The 21,202-nt window shown below is 62.2% G+C and carries 18 protein-coding genes and 1 riboswitch; of the genes, 11 read left to right on the top strand and 7 right to left on the bottom strand.

Annotation, left to right across the window (positions count from 1 at the left end):
• Positions 1–126: 126 nt before the first annotated feature.
• On the top strand, positions 127–324 hold the full coding sequence (locus ACYU8T_RS14315; protein WP_097093669.1) for a hypothetical protein: 198 nt from the start codon (positions 127–129) through the stop codon (positions 322–324).
• 23 nt (positions 325–347) lie between these two features.
• Here ACYU8T_RS14315 and ACYU8T_RS14310 read toward each other — a convergent pair whose 3' ends face one another.
• A complete protein-coding gene (locus tag ACYU8T_RS14310) occupies positions 348–575 on the bottom strand; it encodes a hypothetical protein (protein WP_097093561.1) in 228 nt (75 codons plus the stop codon).
• Complete coding sequence (locus tag ACYU8T_RS14305) at positions 565–768, bottom strand: hypothetical protein (protein WP_097093560.1); 204 nt, start codon at positions 766–768, stop codon at positions 565–567. Before ACYU8T_RS14305 ends, ACYU8T_RS14310 begins: the two co-directional genes overlap by 11 nt.
• A gap of 176 nt (positions 769–944) precedes the next feature.
• Here ACYU8T_RS14305 and ACYU8T_RS14300 point away from each other — a divergent pair, with 176 nt between their 5' ends.
• Complete coding sequence (locus tag ACYU8T_RS14300; protein WP_461159994.1) at positions 945–1,760, top strand: NmrA family NAD(P)-binding protein; 816 nt, start codon at positions 945–947, stop codon at positions 1,758–1,760.
• Between the two features lie 193 nt (positions 1,761–1,953).
• Here the strand turns inward: ACYU8T_RS14300 and ACYU8T_RS14295 are convergent, their stop codons facing one another.
• Both ACYU8T_RS14295 and ACYU8T_RS14290 read right to left on the bottom strand, forming a co-directional pair.
• Positions 1,954–2,880: an alpha/beta hydrolase gene (locus ACYU8T_RS14295; protein WP_461159993.1), complete on the bottom strand. Its 927-nt coding sequence runs from the start codon at positions 2,878–2,880 to the stop codon at positions 1,954–1,956.
• Between the two features lie 59 nt (positions 2,881–2,939).
• Positions 2,940–4,028, bottom strand: coding sequence for an enoyl-CoA hydratase/isomerase family protein (locus ACYU8T_RS14290; protein WP_461159992.1), 1,089 nt, complete (start codon positions 4,026–4,028; stop codon positions 2,940–2,942).
• A gap of 149 nt (positions 4,029–4,177) precedes the next feature.
• Here ACYU8T_RS14290 and ACYU8T_RS14285 point away from each other — a divergent pair, with 149 nt between their 5' ends.
• The 4 genes from ACYU8T_RS14285 to fghA all read left to right on the top strand — a co-directional run bounded on the left by ACYU8T_RS14285 (position 4,178) and on the right by fghA (position 9,343).
• The gene (locus ACYU8T_RS14285) at positions 4,178–4,717 is read left to right on the top strand and encodes a CinA family protein (protein ID WP_461159991.1); all 540 of its coding nucleotides are present in this window, start codon (positions 4,178–4,180) and stop codon (positions 4,715–4,717) included.
• Positions 4,707–6,767, top strand: coding sequence for an NAD(+) synthase (locus tag ACYU8T_RS14280; RefSeq protein WP_461159990.1), 2,061 nt, complete (start codon positions 4,707–4,709; stop codon positions 6,765–6,767). The genes ACYU8T_RS14285 and ACYU8T_RS14280 overlap by 11 nt, the downstream gene beginning before the upstream one ends.
• A gap of 127 nt (positions 6,768–6,894) precedes the next feature.
• Positions 6,895–6,972, top strand: a riboswitch (cyclic di-GMP riboswitch).
• 407 nt (positions 6,973–7,379) lie between these two features.
• Positions 7,380–8,492 (top strand): S-(hydroxymethyl)glutathione dehydrogenase/class III alcohol dehydrogenase, encoded by a 1,113-nt coding sequence (locus ACYU8T_RS14275; protein ID WP_461159989.1) that lies wholly within the window; start codon positions 7,380–7,382, stop codon positions 8,490–8,492.
• Positions 8,493–8,500: 8 nt separating this feature from the next.
• The gene (fghA, locus tag ACYU8T_RS14270) at positions 8,501–9,343 is read left to right on the top strand and encodes an S-formylglutathione hydrolase (protein ID WP_461159988.1); all 843 of its coding nucleotides are present in this window, start codon (positions 8,501–8,503) and stop codon (positions 9,341–9,343) included.
• 128 nt (positions 9,344–9,471) lie between these two features.
• Here the strand turns inward: fghA and ACYU8T_RS14265 are convergent, their stop codons facing one another.
• From ACYU8T_RS14265 to ACYU8T_RS14255, 3 genes are all read right to left on the bottom strand, one after another.
• Positions 9,472–11,004, bottom strand: a complete 1,533-nt coding sequence (locus tag ACYU8T_RS14265; protein ID WP_461159987.1) for a right-handed parallel beta-helix repeat-containing protein — start codon at positions 11,002–11,004, stop codon at positions 9,472–9,474.
• A gap of 258 nt (positions 11,005–11,262) precedes the next feature.
• On the bottom strand, positions 11,263–13,806 hold the full coding sequence (locus ACYU8T_RS14260; protein ID WP_461159986.1) for a TonB-dependent receptor: 2,544 nt from the start codon (positions 13,804–13,806) through the stop codon (positions 11,263–11,265).
• A gap of 109 nt (positions 13,807–13,915) precedes the next feature.
• Positions 13,916–14,689, bottom strand: coding sequence for an SDR family NAD(P)-dependent oxidoreductase (locus tag ACYU8T_RS14255; RefSeq protein WP_201515994.1), 774 nt, complete (start codon positions 14,687–14,689; stop codon positions 13,916–13,918).
• A gap of 440 nt (positions 14,690–15,129) precedes the next feature.
• Here ACYU8T_RS14255 and ACYU8T_RS14250 point away from each other — a divergent pair, with 440 nt between their 5' ends.
• The 5 genes from ACYU8T_RS14250 to ACYU8T_RS14230 all read left to right on the top strand — a co-directional run bounded on the left by ACYU8T_RS14250 (position 15,130) and on the right by ACYU8T_RS14230 (position 21,198).
• Positions 15,130–16,779: a class I adenylate-forming enzyme family protein gene (locus ACYU8T_RS14250; protein ID WP_461159985.1), complete on the top strand. Its 1,650-nt coding sequence runs from the start codon at positions 15,130–15,132 to the stop codon at positions 16,777–16,779.
• 15 nt (positions 16,780–16,794) lie between these two features.
• Entirely contained in the window at positions 16,795–17,664 is an 870-nt protein-coding gene (locus ACYU8T_RS14245) for an amidohydrolase family protein (RefSeq protein ID WP_461159984.1), read from the top strand.
• Positions 17,665–17,682: 18 nt separating this feature from the next.
• Positions 17,683–18,786: a Rieske 2Fe-2S domain-containing protein gene (locus tag ACYU8T_RS14240; RefSeq protein WP_461159983.1), complete on the top strand. Its 1,104-nt coding sequence runs from the start codon at positions 17,683–17,685 to the stop codon at positions 18,784–18,786.
• Between the two features lie 137 nt (positions 18,787–18,923).
• Positions 18,924–20,423 (top strand): amidase, encoded by a 1,500-nt coding sequence (locus ACYU8T_RS14235; protein WP_461159982.1) that lies wholly within the window; start codon positions 18,924–18,926, stop codon positions 20,421–20,423.
• A 16-nt stretch (positions 20,424–20,439) separates the two neighbouring features.
• Positions 20,440–21,198 (top strand): SDR family NAD(P)-dependent oxidoreductase, encoded by a 759-nt coding sequence (locus ACYU8T_RS14230; protein ID WP_097093667.1) that lies wholly within the window; start codon positions 20,440–20,442, stop codon positions 21,196–21,198.
• The last annotated feature ends 4 nt before the right edge of the window (positions 21,199–21,202 follow it).

Genomic DNA, 21,202 nt, shown 5'->3' with positions numbered 1-21,202 from the left:
GCTGAACGCTCCTGATGGCCGAGGGTGCCATGCCGACGGGCTCATCCATGTTAGCGGCAGGCTCGGCGCCGGGAAACCTGCGGCCACCGCAGCGTTGGACCGAAGATAGCAACCGAGGAAATTTTCATGCAGCAGGACAGGCAACGCGGCCAATCGCCAGATGAACCGGCAGAGGGCAGCAACGACATCCCGCCGCCCGAACGGGGATCGCCAGAGGACGGCAGCGATCAGCAAAGCGGCGAGGCTGAGGAAAAGATCGAGAAAGGCGAGGTCGATGACGCCAATCCGCTCGCGCCGCCGGTGAATACGCAAGCGGGAAGCTGAGCCAGGCTCCAAACGGGCCGAGCTTAACTGCTGAGCGTAGGATGCCTCATCCGCAGGTCGTCCATCAGACCTTCGATTACCGAGATTTCGTGACTGGTGCCGGTGGGAGTGATCGTCCAGTTGCAATGGGGGTGGGTGTGGCGGCTGTAAAGGCGGACCGCGCCCAGCACCTTGCGCCAGTGATGCTTGCTGCGGCCATGGTCGCGGACCAGTCGGGCGACCAGCAGGTCGATGATCTTGTCAGACGTCATCTTCGGCTTTCTCTCCGCCGATCCAGCGGCCTGGCAGTTCGATATAGGCTTCCAGCTCGCGCCAGTGGCGATCCCAGCCTGGGCCGCGGCGATGCTCGGGCACATAGGCCTCGACCATGCGGCGGGCGCGGGCGACGGGGTTGTCAAGCGGCGTGCGTAGGCGATCGAGAATGTGGCGGATATCCTCGCTCATGGCGGACTGATAGCCTGTCACCGCGTAGCGCGCCAGTCGCCTCGCGAGTGGCGCGGACGGCGATCGCGGAGAATTATGTCGGACTGCCCTTGTGACGCGGGGTTGGCTTGGACAGAATATCCCCATCGAAAGACCAGCGGCTCTGCTGAGCGCTGATGTTGGACAAGGGGACAGGAATGAGCCAGAAATCGACCATTGCCGTCATCGGCGCGACCGGTAAGACGGGCCGCCGCGTGGCGGATCGACTGACGGGCCTGGGTCATGAGGTCCGCACCGGGTCGCGGCAGGCGAAGTCGCCTTTCGTCTGGGAGGAAGAGGCCAGCTGGCAACCCCTGCTGGACGGAGTGGACGGCGTCTATATCGCCCATCCCGACAACACGCATCCTGACGCGGGCGCGCAGATCGGCCGGTTGGCGAAGGTGGCGCGGGATGGCGGCGCGAAGCGGCAGGTGCTGCTGTCCGGGCGCGCCGATGTAGGCTTCATGGATACGGTCGAGGCAGGGTTCAGGGCCAGCGGGGCTGACTGGACCATCCTGCGCCCGGCCTGGTTCATGCAGAATTTTTCCGAGATGTTCTTTGTTGACGGGGTGTTGGCGGGCGAACTGGTTTTGCCCGTGGGGGACGCGAAAGAGCCGTTCATCGATGTCGAAGATGTCGCCGCCGTGGCGGTGGCGGCTTTGCTAGACGGGCGGCATGCCGGGCAGATTTACGAGCTGACCGGGCCCGAGCTGTTGGGCTTTGAGGAGGCTGCGAGGGCGCTTTCAGAAGCAACGGGGCGGAAGATCAGCTTTGTCCCGATCAGTCTGGATGCTTATCGCGAGGGCGTAGTGGCGAGCGGGTTGCCCGAGGAATATGCCTATACCTATTCCGGGATCGCGGATGGCAAGCTTGCCTATTTGACCGATGACGTCGAGCGGGTGCTGGGACGGAAGCCGCGTCGGTTTGCAGATTATGCGCGGGATGCAGCGGCGAGTGGCGTTTGGACGGTTTGATCAAGCTCGCGGCTCTGGTCCTTCAGACGAGTTACGTGCCTTGTTTGAACGCTTGCGAGGGGGATGAAGGCGGTCGCCTCTCCCGCCTTCGCTGCGCTCGGCACCTCGGCCACAGTCACGCGCCTCTGGCCGACCCCTGAAGGGGAGAGGGAAGGTGGTGCGAAGCCGAGGCGCCTATCTTCATCGGTTTGGATCAATGCGTTCGCGTCGCGGAGGATTTCAGCCAGCCGTGCATGCGCATCCAGTCAGCGAACTGGGGCAGCAGCCCGGTTGTGGTGGTGCCGGGGCGTCCCGCGCCGAAGCCGTGCTCGCCGCGTTCATAAGCGTGCAGTTCGACGGGGCGGCGGGCGTTGCGCCATGCGTCGGCAATGGCGAAGCCCTGCTTCTTGAAGAGGCTGTCGTCCATGGCGATGGCGGCGAACATCGGCGGGGCGTCGGCGGGAACGGTGACGGCGGTCATGGGGCCGTAGATATAGCCGATGAAGGCGGGGCGCGCGTCGCCCTGTCCCTCCAGCGCGGCACTGAGCGCCGTCATGGCACCGGCGGAAAATCCGATCATTCCGAGGCGGGCGGGATCGACGCGAAATTCCTTGGCGCGGTTGCGGATCATTGCGAGTGCCGTCAATGCGTCCTGCGTCGCGCGGGGTTCCTTGATCTTGTCGACGGCTCCCGGCTGGGTCGCCTGGGCCATGCGCTGGCCCATGAATTTGCTGTACGCCTTCGCATCGCGCGGCGATTCATTCAGGCGATATTTGAGGACGAAGGCGGCGATGCCCTGGCTGGCGAGCCAGCGAGCGATCTCTTCGCCTTCGCTGACCATGGAAAGCTGAAGGAAGGCGCCGCCGGGCGCCACCACAACGCCCGCGCCTGTCGCCTTTGCCGGGTCGGGGAGATAGGGCGTGACCGTCGGCCGCGTGACATTGCGGACAATGTCATTTTCCATGTTCAGCTGACCATAATGGATGCTGTAATGCTCCCATTGTTCGTTGTCCGCATCCTTCGAGGCTGGATAGAGCGGGATTTCGGCGAGCTTGGGCTTGGCGATCGGCGTGATCTGCATCTGGGCGGCGGCGGGGGCGGCAATCGCCAGGGCCAGGGTGATCAGGGCAAGACGCTTCATCGAATGGGTCTCCTCTCCATCTATTTTGTATCAATCGCATGGACGCGTGCGATTGCACCTTAGACGCCCGTATTCAGTTCGGGAAGCGGCGTCCACTCCCTGTCCGCTGGCAGGGGGGCAAAGAGGCTGTCGAGGAGTGTATCCGTGACCTCTTCGGGAGTCGCGGGGTTCCATCGCGGCGCATTATCCTTGTCGAATATGACGGCGCGGACACCTTCGATGAAATCGGGGCGGCGGATGACATGGCAGGCGATGCGATATTCATTGCGCATGTTCGCCGCAAAGTCCGTGAAGCCAGCGCCCTCGGCCATTTGCCGCAAGGCGACCTTGATCGTCTGCGGCGATTTGGTCGCGAGCACCGCCAGTTGATCGGCGGCCCATTGTGAGCCGTCTGCACGCAAGGCGGCGAGGATATCTTCATAGCGGCGGGCGGCAAAAAGCCGGTCTATGTCGGCGCGCTGTGCTTCCCAAGGGGAGGGAGGCGGCGGGTCGCTCATTTCATCCAGAATCTCGCCGATGCCATCCGGGTCGGCGATGATCCGTGCCTTGACGGCGTCGAGCTTTTCGGAGGCCATATAATGGGTGGCGATGCCGATCGCCGCGCAATCGGCTCCATTGATCCGCGCTCCGGTGGTGGCGAGCCAGGTGCCCGTCCGGCCCGGCATGCGCGGCAGGAACCAGCCGCCGCCAACATCGGGGAAAAGGCCGATGCCCGTTTCGGGCATGGCATAGATGGTGCGTTCCGTGGCGACGCGGAAACGCGCGGGATCGGATATGCCGACGCCGCCGCCCATCACTATGCCGTCGATGAACGCTATGACCGGCTTTTCATATATGAAGAGCAGATGGTTCAGCCGATATTCGATGTGGAAGAAGCGTTCGGCCTCCGAACAGTCACCCTTCGCGCTGTTGGCGATCATGGCGATGTCGCCGCCCGCGCAGAAGCCCCGCGATAATTTGGGATCGCCATCGGGGGAAACGGCATGGTCGAGCATGACAGCGGACACGTTTTCATCGTGACGCCAGGCGAGCAGCGCATCGATCATGGCAGCGCACATTTCGGTCGTCAGCGCATGGAGAGCCCTTGGCCGGTTAAGGCGGATGCGGCCGACGCCATTTTGCACGAAGATGATCAATTGATCAGTCATTTCTCATCCTGCCTGCCGTCCGAGCTTCTTATCTAGATTATCCGAACAGCTGTTATCGGTTCAGATCGTTCCGGGGAAGGGGCCCGGCAGGGAACGGCGGCGCGGCCCGTGTCGTTGAAAAAGCGAGTGTCCATTAGAGGGAGGAAAGGATGAACGGCGATCCGAATGGCGGCGGGCCTGCTGAAACCCTGTCCCCTGCTCTGCCGAACGAGACGGAAGAGGCCGCCGAAGCCTTGCTGAAACTCTGTTGCGACGCCGACCTGAAAATCGCGACGGCGGAGAGTTGCACGGGCGGGCTGCTGGCGTCGCTGCTGACCGATGTGGAAGGCGCGAGCCATGCGTTCGAGCGCGGGTTTGTCGTGTATAGCGAGGATGCCAAGTGCGAGCTGCTGGGCATAGCGCGGGAGAAGATCGATTCGTGCGGCGCGGTGAGCCGCGATGTCGCGATCGCAATGGCAGAGGGTGCGATAGCCCAGTCGAGTGCCGACATCGCCTTGGCGGTGACGGGCTATGCGGGCTCTGCGCCGCCGGGAGATGAGCCGGGCTTGGTGCATTTCGGGTGCGCCCGGCGCGGCGGAAGGACACGGCATCGGGAGGAGCATTTCGGTGATCTGGGACGCGGGCCGATCCGGTTGAAAACGATCGCGGTCGCCTTGGACATGATGAGGGAGGCGGTGCATGGGGGCTGAACGGTTCGAGGCGATTGAAACACATGGGCTGGTGCGGCTGGCTGCCGCGACACCCGAAGCGAGCGTTGCCGATATAGGCGCGAATGCAGCGGCGATCCTGCGGCTAGCGCGTGAGGCGGCTGGCAATGGGGCGGACATCATCCTGTTTCCGGAACTGTCCCTGTCCTCCTACGCCATCGATGACCTGCATTTGCAGGACGCGCTGCTCGATAGGGTGGAGGCGGAGATCGGGCGGCTGGTTCAGGAGAGCGCTGATCTGCCGGTGCTGTTGGTGGGCGCGCCGGTTCGGCGGGCGGGGCGGCTTTACAATGCCGCATTGGTGATTGCCGGGGGGAAGCTGCTGGGCATCGTCCCCAAAAGCTACCTGCCCAATTATCGGGAATATTATGAAAAGCGCTGGTTTGCGCCGGGAGCTGGGCTGGCCGGGCTGGAGATCGACCTCGCAGGGCATCGGGCGCCGTTCGGGCCGGACCTGATCTTTGAGGCAGAGGGACGCGGCGACTTCATATTCCATGTCGAGATTTGCGAGGATTATTGGGCGCCGCTGCCGCCGTCCACCTTTGGCGCGCTGGCGGGCGCGCTGATCCTGTGCAACCTGTCGGCGTCCAACATCATCGTGGGCAAGGCGCGGGACCGCGACCTTTTGTCGGCGGCGCAATCCATGCGGTGCATCGCTGCCTATGCCTATTCGGCGGCGGGCTATGGCGAGAGCACGACGGACATGGCCTGGGACGGGCAGGCGATGGTGCATGAGATGGGCGACCTGCTGGCGGAATCGGCACGCTTCGGCGATGCGCCGGAGATCATCTATGCCGATATCGATGCGCAAAGGCTGCGGCTGGAGCGGATGCGCAACGGCACGTTCAACGATACGGCCGAGGCGATGGGGCATCCCGAGCAGCGGTTCCGGAAAGTGGCGTTCGAGGCTGTGGCCGCTGGGATGCGGGAAGGGCTTTACCGGCCCGTGCGCCGCTTCCCCTTCGTCCCGGCTGATCCGGCGCGGCTGGATGCGGACTGTTATGAGGCGTTCAACATTCAGGTGGAGGGGCTGGTCACCCGTTTCCGCGCGACGTCCGGCAAGCATCTGGTGATCGGCGTTTCGGGCGGTCTGGACTCCACTCATGCGCTGATCGTCGCGGCCAAGGCGTGCGACCGGCTGGGGCTGCCGCGATCGGCTATCCTTGGCTACACGATGCCCGGCTTTGCCACGGGTGAGACGACCAAGGCCAATGCCTGGGCGCTGATGAAGGCGCTGGGCGTGACCGGCGAAGAGATCGATATCCGTCCGGCGGCGCGGCAGATGCTGGCCGACATGAACCATCCCTTTGCGCGCGGCGAGGCGGTGTATGACGTGACGTTCGAGAATGTCCAGGCGGGGTTGAGGACCGATTATCTGTTCCGCCTGGCCAACCGGCATGGCGGTTTCGTCGTCGGGACGGGCGACCTTTCCGAACTGGCGCTCGGCTGGTGCACCTATGGCGTCGGCGACCAGATGAGCCATTATGCGGTCAACAGCGGCGTGCCCAAGACGCTGATCCAATATCTGATCCGCTGGTGCATCGCGACGAACCAGTTCGATGCGGAGACGGACCGGATATTGCAGGCGATCGTCGATCAGGAAATCTCGCCCGAACTGGTGCCCGCCGATGCGTCGGGTGCGATGCAGAGCACGGAGAGCAGGGTCGGGCCTTATGCGCTCAACGACTTTTTCCTGCACCATATCGTGCGCTGGGGACAGCCGCCGTCCAAGGTGGCCTTCCTCGCCTGGCATGCGTGGCGCGACATGAAGGAGGGCAGTTGGCCGCCCGGATATCCCGACAGTGCGAAGCAGGCCTATGACTTGCCCACGATCCGGCATTGGCTCGACAATTTCCTCTACCGCTTCTTCACGATCAGCCAGTTCAAGCGATCCGCGCTGCCGAACGGGCCAAAGGTTTCGGGAGGCGGCGCGCTGTCGCCGCGTGGGGATTGGCGAGCGCCTTCGGACGGCACGGCGACGCTATGGCTTGAAGAATTGGAGCAGCGCATCGGGCCTGCCGATGAGCGGTGAACAAATACAGGTGGATCGATGGCATAGTTTCCACGACGCATCTTTTTTCCGCCACAAATCATTGACCCGAGGGCATAATTGGGTTAAGCAATTGCTAAGGCAGAAAAGCGCGCGATAGCGAGTGATCTGACCGAAAAGGCAAACTGCCGGTGACGGCAAGACGCAAAGCTTCCGGTCTCATGATTGAGACAGCGGGGTTACCGAAGCAGGACATGACGCAATGCAGTCGCTCAGCCTCTTTTCTTCATTCATGATTTTCGGGCCGCCTGGGCGCGCAATATGGCGTCGGCCTTAAACTCGCTATTCGTTTTGGATGGCGCGGGCCTTGATCAGGCCAGCTCGCCACCAGCCAGATTGCAGCATTTCTTGGCCGGTTCTGCCGGGCACTATCTCCTTTAACTCCCTCGGGTCGCACTATGGGAGAGAAGCACAGCGTCCCAAAGACCCATCTCCCCACCCGGGACGCTGTGCTTCATTTTTTACCGGCGAAGGCGTAAGAACTTCGTCATGATCGCTGCAAATCCTGACGGATGAAGCAGACCGGCGGCTTGATCGCGCGGCCAAATTGAACCACTGCTGGTGCAGCCCCACATTCGATCTGAGGAACGCTGCATGAAGACCCGCGCCGCCGTCGCATTTGAAGCGAAGAAGCCCCTGGAGATCGTAGAGGTCGATCTGGAAGGCCCGAAGGCAGGCGAGGTCCTGGTCGAGATCATGGCGACCGGCATCTGCCATACCGATGCCTACACGCTCGACGGGTTCGACAGCGAGGGCATATTCCCGTCGATCCTTGGCCATGAGGGCGCAGGTGTCGTGCGTGAGGTTGGGCCGGGCGTGACTTCGGTCAAGGCGGGCGATCATGTGATCCCGCTCTACACGCCCGAATGCCGCCAGTGCAAAAGCTGCCTGTCGGGCAAGACCAACCTGTGCACGGCGATCCGCGCGACCCAGGGCCAGGGGCTGATGCCGGATGGGACGAGCCGGTTCAGCTACAAGGGGCAGACGATCTTCCATTATATGGGCTGCTCGACCTTTTCGAACTTCACGGTGCTGCCCGAGATCGCCGTGGCGAAGATCCGGGAAGACGCGCCTTTCGACAAGAGTTGCTATGTCGGCTGCGGCGTGACGACCGGCATCGGGGCGGTCATCAATACGGCGAAGGTGACGCCCGGCAGCAATGTCATCGTCTTCGGCCTGGGCGGTATCGGCCTCAATGTCCTGCAGGCGGCGCGCATGGTGGGGGCGGACCGAATCATCGGTGTCGATGTGAATGACGGCAAGGCCGAGTGGGGCAAGCGCTTCGGCATGACCCATTTCTACAACCCCAGGGGGAAGAGCACGGCGGAAGTGGTTGCTGATCTGGTCGCATTGACCGACGGCGGGGCGGATTACACGTTCGATTGCACCGGCAATACGGAAGTGATGCGGCAGGCGCTGGAAGCATGCCATCGCGGATGGGGCGTTTCGACCGTGATCGGCGTGGCGGAAGCGGGCAAGGAAATCTCCACCCGGCCTTTCCAGCTGGTTACTGGCCGCGTGTGGAAGGGGAGCGCTTTCGGCGGCGCGAAGGGCCGCACGGACGTTCCCAAGATCGTCGACTGGTACATGAACGGCAAGATCGAGATCGACCCGATGATCACCCATGTGCTGACGCTGGAGGAGATCAACAAGGGTTTCGACCTGATGCATGCGGGCGAGAGCATCCGCAGCGTTGTCGTGTTTTGAGCAGCGGCATGGAACAGGTCAGCGCCAACAAGGCCTTTGGCGGCGTGCAGGGCGTCTATCGCCATGCCTCCGCTGAAACCGCGACGGACATGAGCTTTTCGGTCTATGTGCCGCCGCATGAAGAGGGCGCGAAGCTGCCCGTGGTCTGGTATTTGTCGGGCCTGACCTGCACGCATGCGAATGTGACGGAAAAGGGCGAGTTCAGAAAAGCTTGTGCGGAATTGGGGCTCATCTTTGTCGCACCGGACACGTCGCCGCGGGGAGAGGGCGTGCCCGATGATCCTGCGGGCGCCTATGATTTCGGTCTTGGCGCCGGCTTTTACGTCAATGCTACTCAGGCGCCCTTCGATCGCAATTATCGCATGTGGTCTTATGTGACGGAGGAACTGCCTGCCCTGATCGCGGAGCATTTTCCGGCCGACATGAGCCGCCAGTCGATCATGGGACATTCGATGGGCGGCCATGGCGCGCTGACCATCGGCTTGCGTCATCCGGACCGGTTCAAGGCGGTGTCTGCCTTCGCGCCGATCGTCGCGCCCGGCCAGGTGGCCTGGGGCGAGAAGGCGTTGGGCGGCTATTTGGGGGACGATCGGGCCGCGTGGCGCAAGCATGACGCCGTTGCCCTGATCGAGGATGGCGCGTGCGTGCCCGACTTACTGGTGGATCAGGGGACAGCCGACCAGTTTCTGGAGCAGCAGTTGCGCCCGGAACTGTTGGAGGCGGCCTGCGATGCGGCGGGGATCGGGCTGACGCTCAACATGCGCGAGGGCTATGACCATAGCTATTATTTCATATCGAGCTTCATGACGGATCATCTGCGCTGGCATGCGGCGCGGCTTGGCTCGGAGTGAGGGGAGGATAGGCGGATTTGTCCGCACCAAAGACCCCGTTCGCCCTGAGGCTGTCGGGGCGAGCGGGCAGGCTTCGACAGGCTCAGCCCGAACGGATGGGGGGTGGGCACTGGATTCCGGATGGCGCATTACCGCCGCTCCTCTGAGAGCTGGAGGCGGCGGGGCTGCTTCAGTTTGACGAAGGTGCCGAGTTCCCGGCGGAGCATGGCCAGCATCCAGCTGCGGTGGTTCGCGATGAATTCGGGAAAGCCCCTGGCGCTGGATGGATCGAAGACGGGCACCTGCCAGTCCGATGGCTGTTCCTCGTAATTCGCTTCGATTCGGGCTGATCCGTCGTCCGGGGCATCGACATGGCTGCCGAAATAACTGTTGCCCTTGAATCGGAAAGACTCCGCCGGGTCGAAGCCAGCCTTGATCAGATAATCGGGGCCTTTCCGTCCGATCTCGCTGCCGTACCGGGCAGTGCCCGCGACCTTGAAGACATTGTCGCGAAATCGGATGTCGCGCGCCCATCCGTCCCACTGCGTCGCGACGACCATCTGAACGTCCATCGCCTTGCCGACATGGACGACATTTCTTTCGACCAATGCTCCCGTCACATTGCCTGCGATCTGGAATATGCGCGTGCCGTCATTGCGGCTGACGTTGAAGCGGGCGACCGTTCCATGATTGCCGATATTGCCGCTGTCATCATGCCGGGGCGAGCAGATGAGCAGAAAGCCACCAGCATTGTCATGGCTGTAATTGTAGAGGAATGTCGTACGGCGGGAGTTGAAGTCTGAATCGAAGCCCTGGCCATCATAGCGGGTGCGGGTATAGGCGGCTTCGTTGAGCTGGATGAGGCTGTTGTCGGTACTCCATTGCCAGATACCCGCATTGTAGCCGGGCGCGCGGCTGCCTGCATAGCGAACAATATTATGTTCGATGAGCGCTCCATTGGTTCCGCGCGGCACGATGCCGTCGCCGCCCACATCCTCCACATAATTGTCGCGGATGACGACCTTCTCGCTCGGGAACCAGTTGGCGGACGTTACCTGGTCGCTGATGCCTGCAATGCCCGAACGGTCCACGTTCCAGACGATGTTCCGTTCGATGATGAGGTCTTCAAACTTCGTCGGTGTCTTCTGCCCTGCTACGCGGAAGACTAGGCCGCCATTGTCCTTGCGATCGTTCGTCCCGCGCACATCATGGATATACATGTCGCGTATGCGGATGCCGCGCGTGATGCCCCGATCTTCGGCCGATACGAGGACGCCGGTGCGGGCGGCTGGCGTCATGCTGTCGTTCGTGACTTCCAGGCCGCTGACCGTCACATAATCGGCGTCGATGATGGCGACGCCGTAGGGAGAAATGCCGCCTGCGTCGATGCGCGGAAGGGATCCTATGCCTTCGGCCGTGACGAGGATCGGTGCATTTTCGCTACCTGATCGGGTGAGAGTGAGCGGTTCGCGCCACAACGATCCGGCCATCAGCTTGACTTCATCACCGGGCTGCAAAGGGAAGGCGGCTACGCGGGAGAGCGACGCCCATGGCTGTGTGGGGGACGTACCTGTGGAACGGTCATCGCCAATCGTCGAGCTGACATAATAGGTTTCGGCATGGGCGACGGTAGCCGCCAATGACAGGGCAAGAAGCGAAGCAGCACCCAATGATTTCAGCAACTTTACCCTCTCACTTTGCTATTGACCTCAGGCAGTTTTTAGCGCCGCCGGGCTGAATGCGAAGTGAAATGGGCAGCCGAAACCAGCAAAAAAAGCCCCGCCTCCAAAAAGGAGACGGGGCATGGGGAGGGAGGCACGAATGCCCCGAAAGCTTGTTAGAGCGCGCTGCGTTTAATCGGACGCAGGTCGCGCGCTCCAGTTGTCTGTTGTCACATCGTTACAAGCGCAAAACCGGTTCCCACTTTTGCGCACGATGCTTTAGAATTTGACGCCCACGGTCATGCCGTAGGTTCGCGGTTCGGCATAATAGCCGCCTGCAAAGCCAAGCTGGCCATAGTCGATGCCGCGGACGAAATCCTTCGCATTGGTGAGGTTCTTGACCCACAGGCGGACTTCGCCTTCGCCCGAGCCAAGCGCGAAGCCGTCGATGCCGATCTGGGCATCGATCAGGTCGATATCGTCGCCCTTGATCTGCTCATTGAACGGCGATCCCAGCGGGCTGCTGAAATTATATTTGCCGTCTTCATGCGTGTAGCCGATCCGCGCGCGCAGGGTGGCGTTGCGCCAGTTCAACGGGAACTGCGCGTTCAGCGCCACATTGGCGGTGAGCGGAGACGTATAACCGGGCGTTGCGATCGACGCGATGTTGACCGGCGGCTCCCCGGCTACGGGCGACTGGCCTGCGAGGAACTCCTTATATTTAATGTCGATATAGCCAATGCTGCCGTCGAGAGAGAAATTGTCCGAAAGGACAGCCTGAGCCTCTGCTTCGACGCCGTTGTAAACCACCTTGCCCGCATTGATGATGCGCGTGGCGAACGTCCCGACGGGAGCGTTGGTGACGGGGCCGATGACGGCAAGATTGTCGTAAATGTTATGATAGGCTGCAAGGTTCAGGCGCAGGCGGCGATCGAGAAGCTCGGTCTTCACGCCAACTTCATAGGAGGTCACCTTTTCCGGTTCGAAGCTGCCGAGCTGGCTCGTGCCAGTGATTGCCGGATCCTGAGAATTGAAGCCGCCCGAGCGATAGCCGGTGGCCGCGCGGGCATACAGGTTGATGCCGTCGGCGACATCATAGCCCGCCATCAGGTTCCAGGTGAACTTGCTGAACTTGGCTTTGCCATATTCCGGCACGGCGGGTGCGACTGCGCCGTTCTGGAGGCGGAGCATCTTCTTTTCGTCCCAGGTGTAGCGGCCGCCCGCGGTCAGGCGGATGCCACTGTCACGGCCACCCGGATAGAAGGTAAACTGGCCATAAACTGCGGTGCTTTCGCTCCATGCCGTGTATCTCAGCCGGGCGAGCGTCTGGACGAGGCGGTAGCGTGCCGGATTTTCAGCCGCTAAGTCAGGGCCAAGCGGGCCGAAGTTTCCGAGGAAAACGGAATTGGTGTCGAGAATGAAGCCGCTATTCTGACGGCCATTTTCGGAGCCCTTCTCCCAGAAATAGAAGCCGCCGACGACCCAGTCCAGTGAACTGCTGTCACCGGAGATTTCGACTTCCTGGCTGAACTGCTTGTGCCGCCGGCTATTTTCAACGGAGAACAGATCCTGCGTGATCGTCGGCACTGGTGCAGCGGAGATGAACGGAATAGCGGCTGCCGGCAGTGCGCCAGTACGCCGCAAGAGGTCTGCGGGCATGCCGTTGAACAGGGTCGCGTTGGAGAAGGCCGGGCCGCTGAACGCGCCGAGGCCGTCCAGGTCGGTCACATTGTCACTGTTCCAGAACCGGTAGCCGGTGGTCGACTTGACCTTGAAGCCGCCAAAATCATTCTGGACCTGCAGATTGTGACCCCAGGTCTTGTCGACGGCGCGGCTGAGGATGTTGTTGCAGACTTCATGGCGGTATCTGCGCTCCGGCGTTGCGAGCGCTGCGCATTCCGGATCGGCGAAGGTCGCGCCCGCCAGATACTGTGCCACCGGGGCCTGCTGCGTGACCAAGGCCTGGCGGCCATCGACCGTGATCGGCGCGTTGGGCGTGCCGTCCGCAACATTGGTCAGGATGAAGGGAAGGGGCGTGCCCTTGATCCGGTTCCAGTCGAAAATATACTGGATGCTGCCGGTTCCGCCGAGATCGATGCGGGCAGCACCGCGGAACGCGTCGGACGTGCGGGCGCCCGGATCGCGAGAGTCGCGGGGCTGCAAGATGTTGTCGATGACGCCGTCGCGTTCGCTGTGGCTATAGGAGAAGCTGGTTGATATGCCCGCAATCTCACCCGGATCGATCGACAGCTTGCCGTTCCAGGCGTTGAAATTGCCATAGCCAGCCTCGGCCTTCAGCCGGAAGGTGGATGAAGGCGCGCGGGTGATGAAATGGATCGCGCCGCCAGTCGTGTTGCGGCCGAACAAGGTGCCCTGCGGCCCGCGCAGCACTTCGACGCGTTCGATGTCAGTGACGCCAAGGCCCAGGGCGCCACCGCGAGCAATATACACGCCGTCCACATACAGGCCGTTGGCAGCGTCGATGCCGAAGCTTTCGCTGCCACCGTTGGAGATGCCGCGAATGGAGAAGACGGCGGCGGCGTTGCTGGTCGTCCCCTGGGTCACGACGACGTTGGGCGCCAGGCCGCTCAAGTCGCGGCTGTCGCGGATGCCGAGCTGCTCCACCTTTTCAGAACTGATCGCGCTGATGGCGATGGGAACGTCCTGAAGATTCTGGGCGCGCTTCTGGGCGGTGACGACGATTTCCTCGAGACCGGACGTTGCCGGTTCGGCGTCGGTCTGCGCCATCGACTGACTGGCAAGTGCGAGGCCGCTGACCCCCATGATCAGTTGTAGCGCAGCATATCTATATGTCTTGGCCATGAATATCTCTCCCTTGGATATTATGAAGATGGTGATGAGGATGAACGTGGGCGCACGAAATCTTCGTGCATGCGCCGATCAGGCAGTGTTGATCTGATCCTGGAAGGTATCAGCCGGGCATATACAGTTGAGCGGCCTTTCCGCCGTCTACAGGCAATGCCGTTCCCGTGATGTAACTTGCAGCGTCGGAAAGCATGAAGACGATGGCGTGCGCCAGTTCTTCAGGCTGGCCGCCACGCTGCATCGGTATGGCGGCCGTCGTGCGAGCGGCGGTGTCGGACGCGCGCGCGGAAAACAGTTCCGTGGGGGCTGTCTGAACCTGCCCTGGAATGATGGCATTGATCCGGATGCCAAGGGGTGCGGCTTCCATCGCGGCGGCGGCCGTGAAATGCACCAGCGCGGCCTTCGAAGCGGAGTAGCTGGCCATGTTCACGGTCGCGCGGATGCCGCAGGTCGAGGCGATATTGACGATCGACCCCTTGCCCGCCGCAGCCATCACTTTCAGCGCGGCCTTGGTGCTGACGAATGCGGCGTCGCTGTTGACGGCGAAATCCTTGCGCCAATGTTCGAGCGTCAACTTGCTGATCGGCGCATAATGGGTCGACATGGCATTGTTCACCAGCATGTCGAGCCGGCCATATTTCTGGGCTACGCCCTCGATCATCGCCGTCAGCGCGTCCGTGTCGGCGACGTCCAACTGGATCGCCTCGATCAGGCCGCCTTGCGCCGAAATGCTGTCGCGCGCGCTGTCCAGCAGCGCCTGCCTGCGCCCACAGATGACGACATGCGCGCCGCGCTGCGCCAGCAAGCTGGCAGTGGCGAGGCCGATGCCATCGCTGCCGCCCGTGATGATGGCGACGCGGCCTTGAAAATCCTCGCTCATGTCGACGTCCAGAACCTCACCTAACAGAATCGCACTCTGCTCCGAGTGTGGGTGCGATGCGACTCAAGATTCCCAAAAATACGGAATTTGTAAATCGATAAATTCCGAACTTGAATGTTCTGGAGGTGATATGGAAGGGGCCTTGCAGGCAAATGAGCCATTTATAGATCGTGATATGGGCAGCTCCCGGCTTAGAGAAAATCTAGTAAATACAGGGGCAATCACGTTGTTGGCCTAGAAAATGCTGGCATCAATCAAGTGCACTGATCATGCGGAAAAAAAATGTTGTTGAATTACGCGGGCGGCGGAATAGAGTCGTGTTCAAGCAGAACGGCGATGAGTCGAGGATAGAGGATGCCGGAATCGAACCGGGGCCAAGGCTCCGGCGCAATTCCCCGTCGGACGATCCCTGCGGCGGTGAGGTGATCCCCAAGGATAGCATGAGCAAGATCGATCCCATTTTCGCGGCCGTCACCGCACCCGGCACGCCTTTCGAAATCGGCGAGCAGGATGGCCTCCGCTTCTTCGTAAACGCGCCTTCGGACCTCAACCAGTTAATCGAAGGGGCGCGGCGCTTCGGCGACCAGACATGCATCGTCGATTTTGACGGCGCAGAGGGCGAGCGGCGGGTGAGTTTCACCCAGTTGTTCGCCTGGCGCGACCATTTGGCGGCTCGGCTCGGCATCACGCGGGGGCAGAGGGTTGCGATTTGCATGCGCAACCGTGCCGAATGGATGGTCGCCTTTCTCGCCGTTGTGAAGCAGGGCGGCGTTGCAGCGCTGCTCAATAGCCGGGGATCGCCCGCCGAGCTGAACGCGATGGTCGAAGAGGTGACGCCGGAGCTTGTGCTGGCGGATACCGACAGAGCCGCGCTTCTGCGCGATGGCGGTTATGCGGGCCGGTTGATCGATGTAACGCGGCCTTTGGGAGATGCGCCCACTGCCGTAGAACCCGATAAGACCGCAGCGCCGAATGATCCCTGCGCCATTCTGTTTACATCAGGCACGACAGGACGGGTGAAGGGCGCGGTTCTGTCCCATCGCAGCCTGATCACCGGGCTGCTGGGCACGCAGCTGACCGGAACGATGGTGCTGCATAACATGGCCCAACAATATGGGGTTTCGGTGGACGCCATTGCGTCGCAGGTGCCGCCCCAGGCCATTTTGCTCGTCTATCCGCTTTTCCATATTTCGGGGCTGGGCTCCGGTTTCCTCGCGCCATTCCTGTCAGGCGGCAAGATTGTCATCATGCGCCGCTGGGATGCGGAAGAGGCTGTCCGGCTGATCGAGCGGGAGCGGGTTACGCAGCTTTCGACCGTGCCGACCATGCTGTGGGACATGGTGCATCGGGCGCGCACCAAGGATGCTGACCTCAGTTCGGTGCGGAACATCGGATCGGGCGGCCAGGCGCTGCCGCTCAATCTGCTGGAGGAGGTGCAGAAGCTGTGCCCCCATTCGATGATCGGGACCGGCTATGGCATGACCGAGACATCGGGCGCGATCGCCCAGGCTGTTGGAGCGGACTTCCTGGCGGCCCGGGCTTCGGCGGGACGGGTGCTGCCGCTGGTCGACTTGCGGATCGAGCGGGAGGACGGCACTGTCTGCGGTCCCAATGAAACCGGCGAGATCATCGTGCGCAGCGCCATGATCATGAGCGGATATTGGAACCGGCCGGAGGATACGGCGAAGACCTTCACGCCTGACGGTTGGCTGCGTACCGGCGACATCGGCTATCAGGATGAGGACGGGTACATCTTCATCGTCGATCGCGCCAAGGACATGGTCATTTCAGGCGGCGAGAATATCTATTGCGCCGAAGTCGAGCGCGTCCTCAGCGAAATGCCGCAGATCACTGAATGCGCGACATTCGGGATAGCGGATGAGCGATTGGGCGAGGCGCTGGTCGCGGTGGTTCAGGCGGATGGCCTGGACGAACGCAGCGTCATCGATTGGGTGGCGGGCAGGCTTGCGCCCTACAAGGCGCCGGTGCGCGTCGCCTTTTCCGCCGAGCCCCTGCCGCGCAACCAATCGCAGAAAATCAACAAGATCGCGCTTCGTGCGCTGTGGCCTGAACTGGCCGGCAACAACTGAACAGGAGAGTTCCGCATGGGCATGCCCAAGGACATAAAGATAATCGACTGCATGCTGGGCATTCCGGAGGCGGAAGACCGCTCCGCATGGTTCGATCCCTTTCGTCCGCTGATCAAGGACCAGCAGACGCTCCAGCAGTTCGCTATGCCCGCGCAATATATGTTCAAGGACATTCCGCAGACCGGCAAGGTTGATGACTTCGTATCATGGACCGTCGAGCAGATGGACCAATATGGTATCGACAAGGCGCTGGTCGGATGGAACGACAATGCGACATCCTACCGCGCCAAGGAAATGTATGGCGACCGCTTCTTCTTCGACCTGCCCTGTGATCCCAACCGGGGCATGGAGGAAGTAAAGCGGATCAAGCGCATCCATGCGGAAGTCGGGCTGTCGGCGATCAGCGTCTTTCCGGCGGGCACGTTGCCGCAAGTGGCGATCAATCACAAATATATGTTCCCGCTCTATACCTGTGCGGCGGAACTGGGGCTGCCGGTCTTGCTGAATGCGGGCATTCCGGGTCCGCGTATCCCGATGGAAACGCAGAAGGTCGAGCATCTGGACGAGGTCTGCTGGTTCTTCCCGGACCTGAAGGTCGTCATGCGTCATGGCGCGGAGCCGTGGGAAGCTTTGGCGGTCAAGCTGATGCTGAAATGGCCGAACCTCTATTATTCGACCAGCGCATTTGCACCCAAGCACTATCCCAAGGCGATCATAGACTACGCCAATACGCGCGGCGCGGGCAAGATCATCTATGCGGGCTACTTTCCCATGGGCCTCAGCCTGGAGCGGATCTTCAGCGACATGCAGAACGTCCCCTTCAAGGACGAGGTATGGCCGAAGTTCCTGCGTGAAAACGCCATCAAGGTCTTTGACCTCAAATAATCTGACGGAGCCTTTTCCATGTCTAACCCCGAAATCGCCGCCGCATCCGATGCGCGCACGCCGCCGGTTGCCGTATGGCAGATCCTTGAGAAGCTCAAAGGGCAGGACCTGCTCGATTGGCGGCTGGCCGAAGTGAAGGACCGCGCTTCGATCAAGGAGCGCAACCTCGATATCGGCATTCCTTTTGGCTGGTATCCGATCCTCCTGTCTTCGGAACTGCAGGTCGGAGAAGTGAAGCCGCTGCGCTATTTCTCGCAGGACCTGGCGATCTGGCGCGGCGAGGACGGCAAGGTCCGCATGCTCGACGCCTATTGCAAGCATCTGGGCGCACATATGGGGCATGGCGGCAAGGTGCACGGCAATCTGCTGGAGTGCCCCTTCCATGCCTGGCGCTATGATGGCGACGAGGCGGTGGTCAAGGACGTGCCCTATGCCCGCAATATCCCGCCGCAGGTGAAGCGCAAGTGCACGCGCAACTGGCACATTACCGAAGCCAATCGTTTCATCTGGGCCTGGTATCACCCGCAGGATGAAGCGCCGCTGTTCGAAGTCGCGGTGCTGCCCGAGGCGAGCGATCCTGAATGGACCGACTATGAGGTTCACGAATGGAATGTCTGGGGATCGCTGCAGAACATGGCGGAAAATGGCGTCGACGTGGCGCATTTCCGTTTCATCCATGGCACCGCCAACGTGCCGCTGGGCGAACTGCGTTGGGGAGACTGGGGCCGCGGCGCTGACGTGAAGGCGAAAATGGGCACGCCATGGGGCGAGGTGGATGGCTGCATCAGCTACGACACGATGGGGCCGGGACAAAGCTGGACGCGCTTTACCGGCATTTCGGAGACGCTGCTGGTTGCCTGCCTCGCGCCGGTGGAGCTGGACCATGTGCATGTCCGCTTCTGCTTTACCCAGCCCAAGGCCCAGGCCGAAGGCGAGCGGGCGGGGGTCGCCAAGGCGATCATCCGCGACATCTGCAAGCAGTTCGACCAGGATAAGGTCGTGTGGGACCGGCAGAAGTTCGAGCCCAACCCGATCATCTGCGATGGTGACGGCCCCATCCCGCAGTTCCGCAAATATTATGCGCGCTACTATGCGGATCAGAGCGTGGCGGCCGCGGAATAAAGCGGATTACGAGTAGCTGCACCGCCACTCCCGTCCTGGCTAAGCCCTTTAATAAGCTCAGGGCGAGCGGGGCGGGGGATAGATGATCCCCTATGGCTGTCACGCCAAAAGAAGCTCTTGGAGAGATAGGAATGGACATGACACGCCGGGAAACGATGGCGGGCGGTGCGGTGCTTGTGGGGCTGGCCGGCACTGCCAAGGCGGCGACGCCGCGCTCCACTCCGCTCGACACGCACGACGCGCTCGGGCTGGCCGAACTGGTCGCCAAGCGCAAGGTTTCGCCAAGCGAATTGCTGGAGGCGGCGATCGGCAAGGCGGAGGCGCTGAACCCGCGGTTCAACTTCCTTGCGCAGAAACATTATGACTATGGCCGCGCGGCAATCGCCAAGGGGTTGCCGCAAGGGCCGTTCAGCGGCGTTCCATGGCTGCTGAAGGATCTCAACACCTATATCGCGGGCCTGCCGACCGAGAATGGCAGCCGTTTCTACAAGGGCTACATGCCTGAGGTAACCTCCGAGCTGGTCCGGCGCATCGAGAAGGCTGGCTTTGTCATCTTCGGCAAGACGACAGTGCCCGAACTGGGCCTGACCGGCACGACTGAAAACAAGCTGACCGGTGACACGCGCAACCCGTGGGACAGGAGCCGGATCACAGGCGGATCGTCAGGCGGCGCTGCAGCGGCAGTGGCGGCGGGCGTGCTCCCCGCCGCGCACGCTACCGACGGTGGCGGGTCGATCCGCATTCCGGCGTCGTGCTGCGGGCTCTTTGGGCTGAAGCCGAGCCGGGGGCGCGTGCCGATGGGACCGCCGCGCACCGAAGGGTGGGGCGGATTGTCGGTGCATCATGCCGTCACCCGCAGCGTGAGGGACTCCGCCGCCATATTGGATGCGACGCAGGGGCCTGAACCGGGCGCCCGCTATGCCGCGCCGACGCCGGGCGAGACTTTCCTGTCGCAAGTCGGCAAGGCTCCGGGCCGGTTGCGGATAGCATTGATGCTGAATGCGCCTGCGGGATCGCCCGTCGACCCCGAATGCGTCGAAGCGGCGCGCAAGGCGGCACGGCTGTGCGAGAGCCTGGGTCATCATGTCGAGGAAGCTGCGCCGAAGCTGGACGTCGCGGCGATGGGCGCGGCGAGTTTCGTGCTGATCGGTTCATCGGTTGCAGCGGACATGACGGATCGCGCGAAGGCGACCGGCATGGCGATAGGGCCGGACGTGCTGGAACCGATCACGCTGGGTTTCGTCGGCTATGGGCAGAAGGCGGCCGGCATGGACTTCGCCCGTGCGAACAACACGCTTCAGGCTGCGGCTATCAGCATGGCGCAGTTCATGGCGAATTATGATGTGATCCTGTCGCCGACACTGGCCGCTCCGCCATTGAAGCTGGGCCAGATCAACCTCACTCCCGATGTCGATTTTGCGGCATGGGGACAGCGGGCGGCGGTCTTCTCGCCCTTTACGCAGGTCGCGAACATGACCGGCCAGCCCGCCATGTCTGTGCCGCTCGCCATGTCGTCGGCAGGTCTGCCGATCGGCGTGATGTTCACGGGCCGTTATGGCGACGAGGCGACGCTGTTCCGCTTAGCCGGTCAGCTGGAAAGCGCTGCGCCCTGGAAGAACAGGCGTCCGGCGGTTTAAGATATTGGAGAGAATGATGCGCGGATTGGAAGGCAAGGCAGGGATCGTCGCGGGCGGCGGGCGCGGTATCGGCGCGGCCACGGCGCGGCGGCTGGTCGCCGAAGGCGCATCGGTCGTAATCGGCGACATCGTTGGCGACTGGGCCGAGGAAACGGCGCGCGCGATCCGTGAGGAAGGCGGGCGGGCGATCGGCGTCGTACTCGATGGGACCAAGGCAGCGTCGCAGGGCGCGATCGTGGAGGCGGCCTTGTCCGAGTTCGGGCGGCTCGACTTCTACCACAGCAATTTGGCGGGTGGGACCGAAGGCGACATCGACGTGCTGAACTGCACGGAAGAGGTGCTGGACCGGTCCTTCGCGATCAATGCCAAGAGCCATTTCCTGGCGACGCAGGCCGCTCTTCCAGTGCTGCTGGAGCGGGGCGGCGGCGCGATGATCTACACCTCCTCTGGCGCGGCGATTTCAGGCAACCCGTTGCAGGTCGCCTATCCGATGACCAAGAATGCGCTGCATGCCCTTGTCCGCCACGTCGCCAGAAAATTCGGGAAGCAGGGCATTCGCGCCAACGGCATCTGCCCTGGCGTGGTACTGACAGAAGCGGTCGCACAGCATCTGACACAGGACTATGTAGACAGGATGCTGGAAAATCTGCCGCACCGCCGCCTCGGCAAGCCGGACGATATTGCAGGCGCGGTCGCTTTCCTGGCCTCCGATGATGGGGAATGGGTCAACGGGCAACTCTGGCACGTCAATGGCGGCTCGCTTTTGCGAGATTGAAAGA

Source organism: Sphingobium sp. TomMM35A (genome assembly GCF_054771735.1).
The sequence above is the reverse complement of the archived record's forward strand: the minus strand, read 5'-3'. Positions and strand labels throughout refer to the sequence as shown.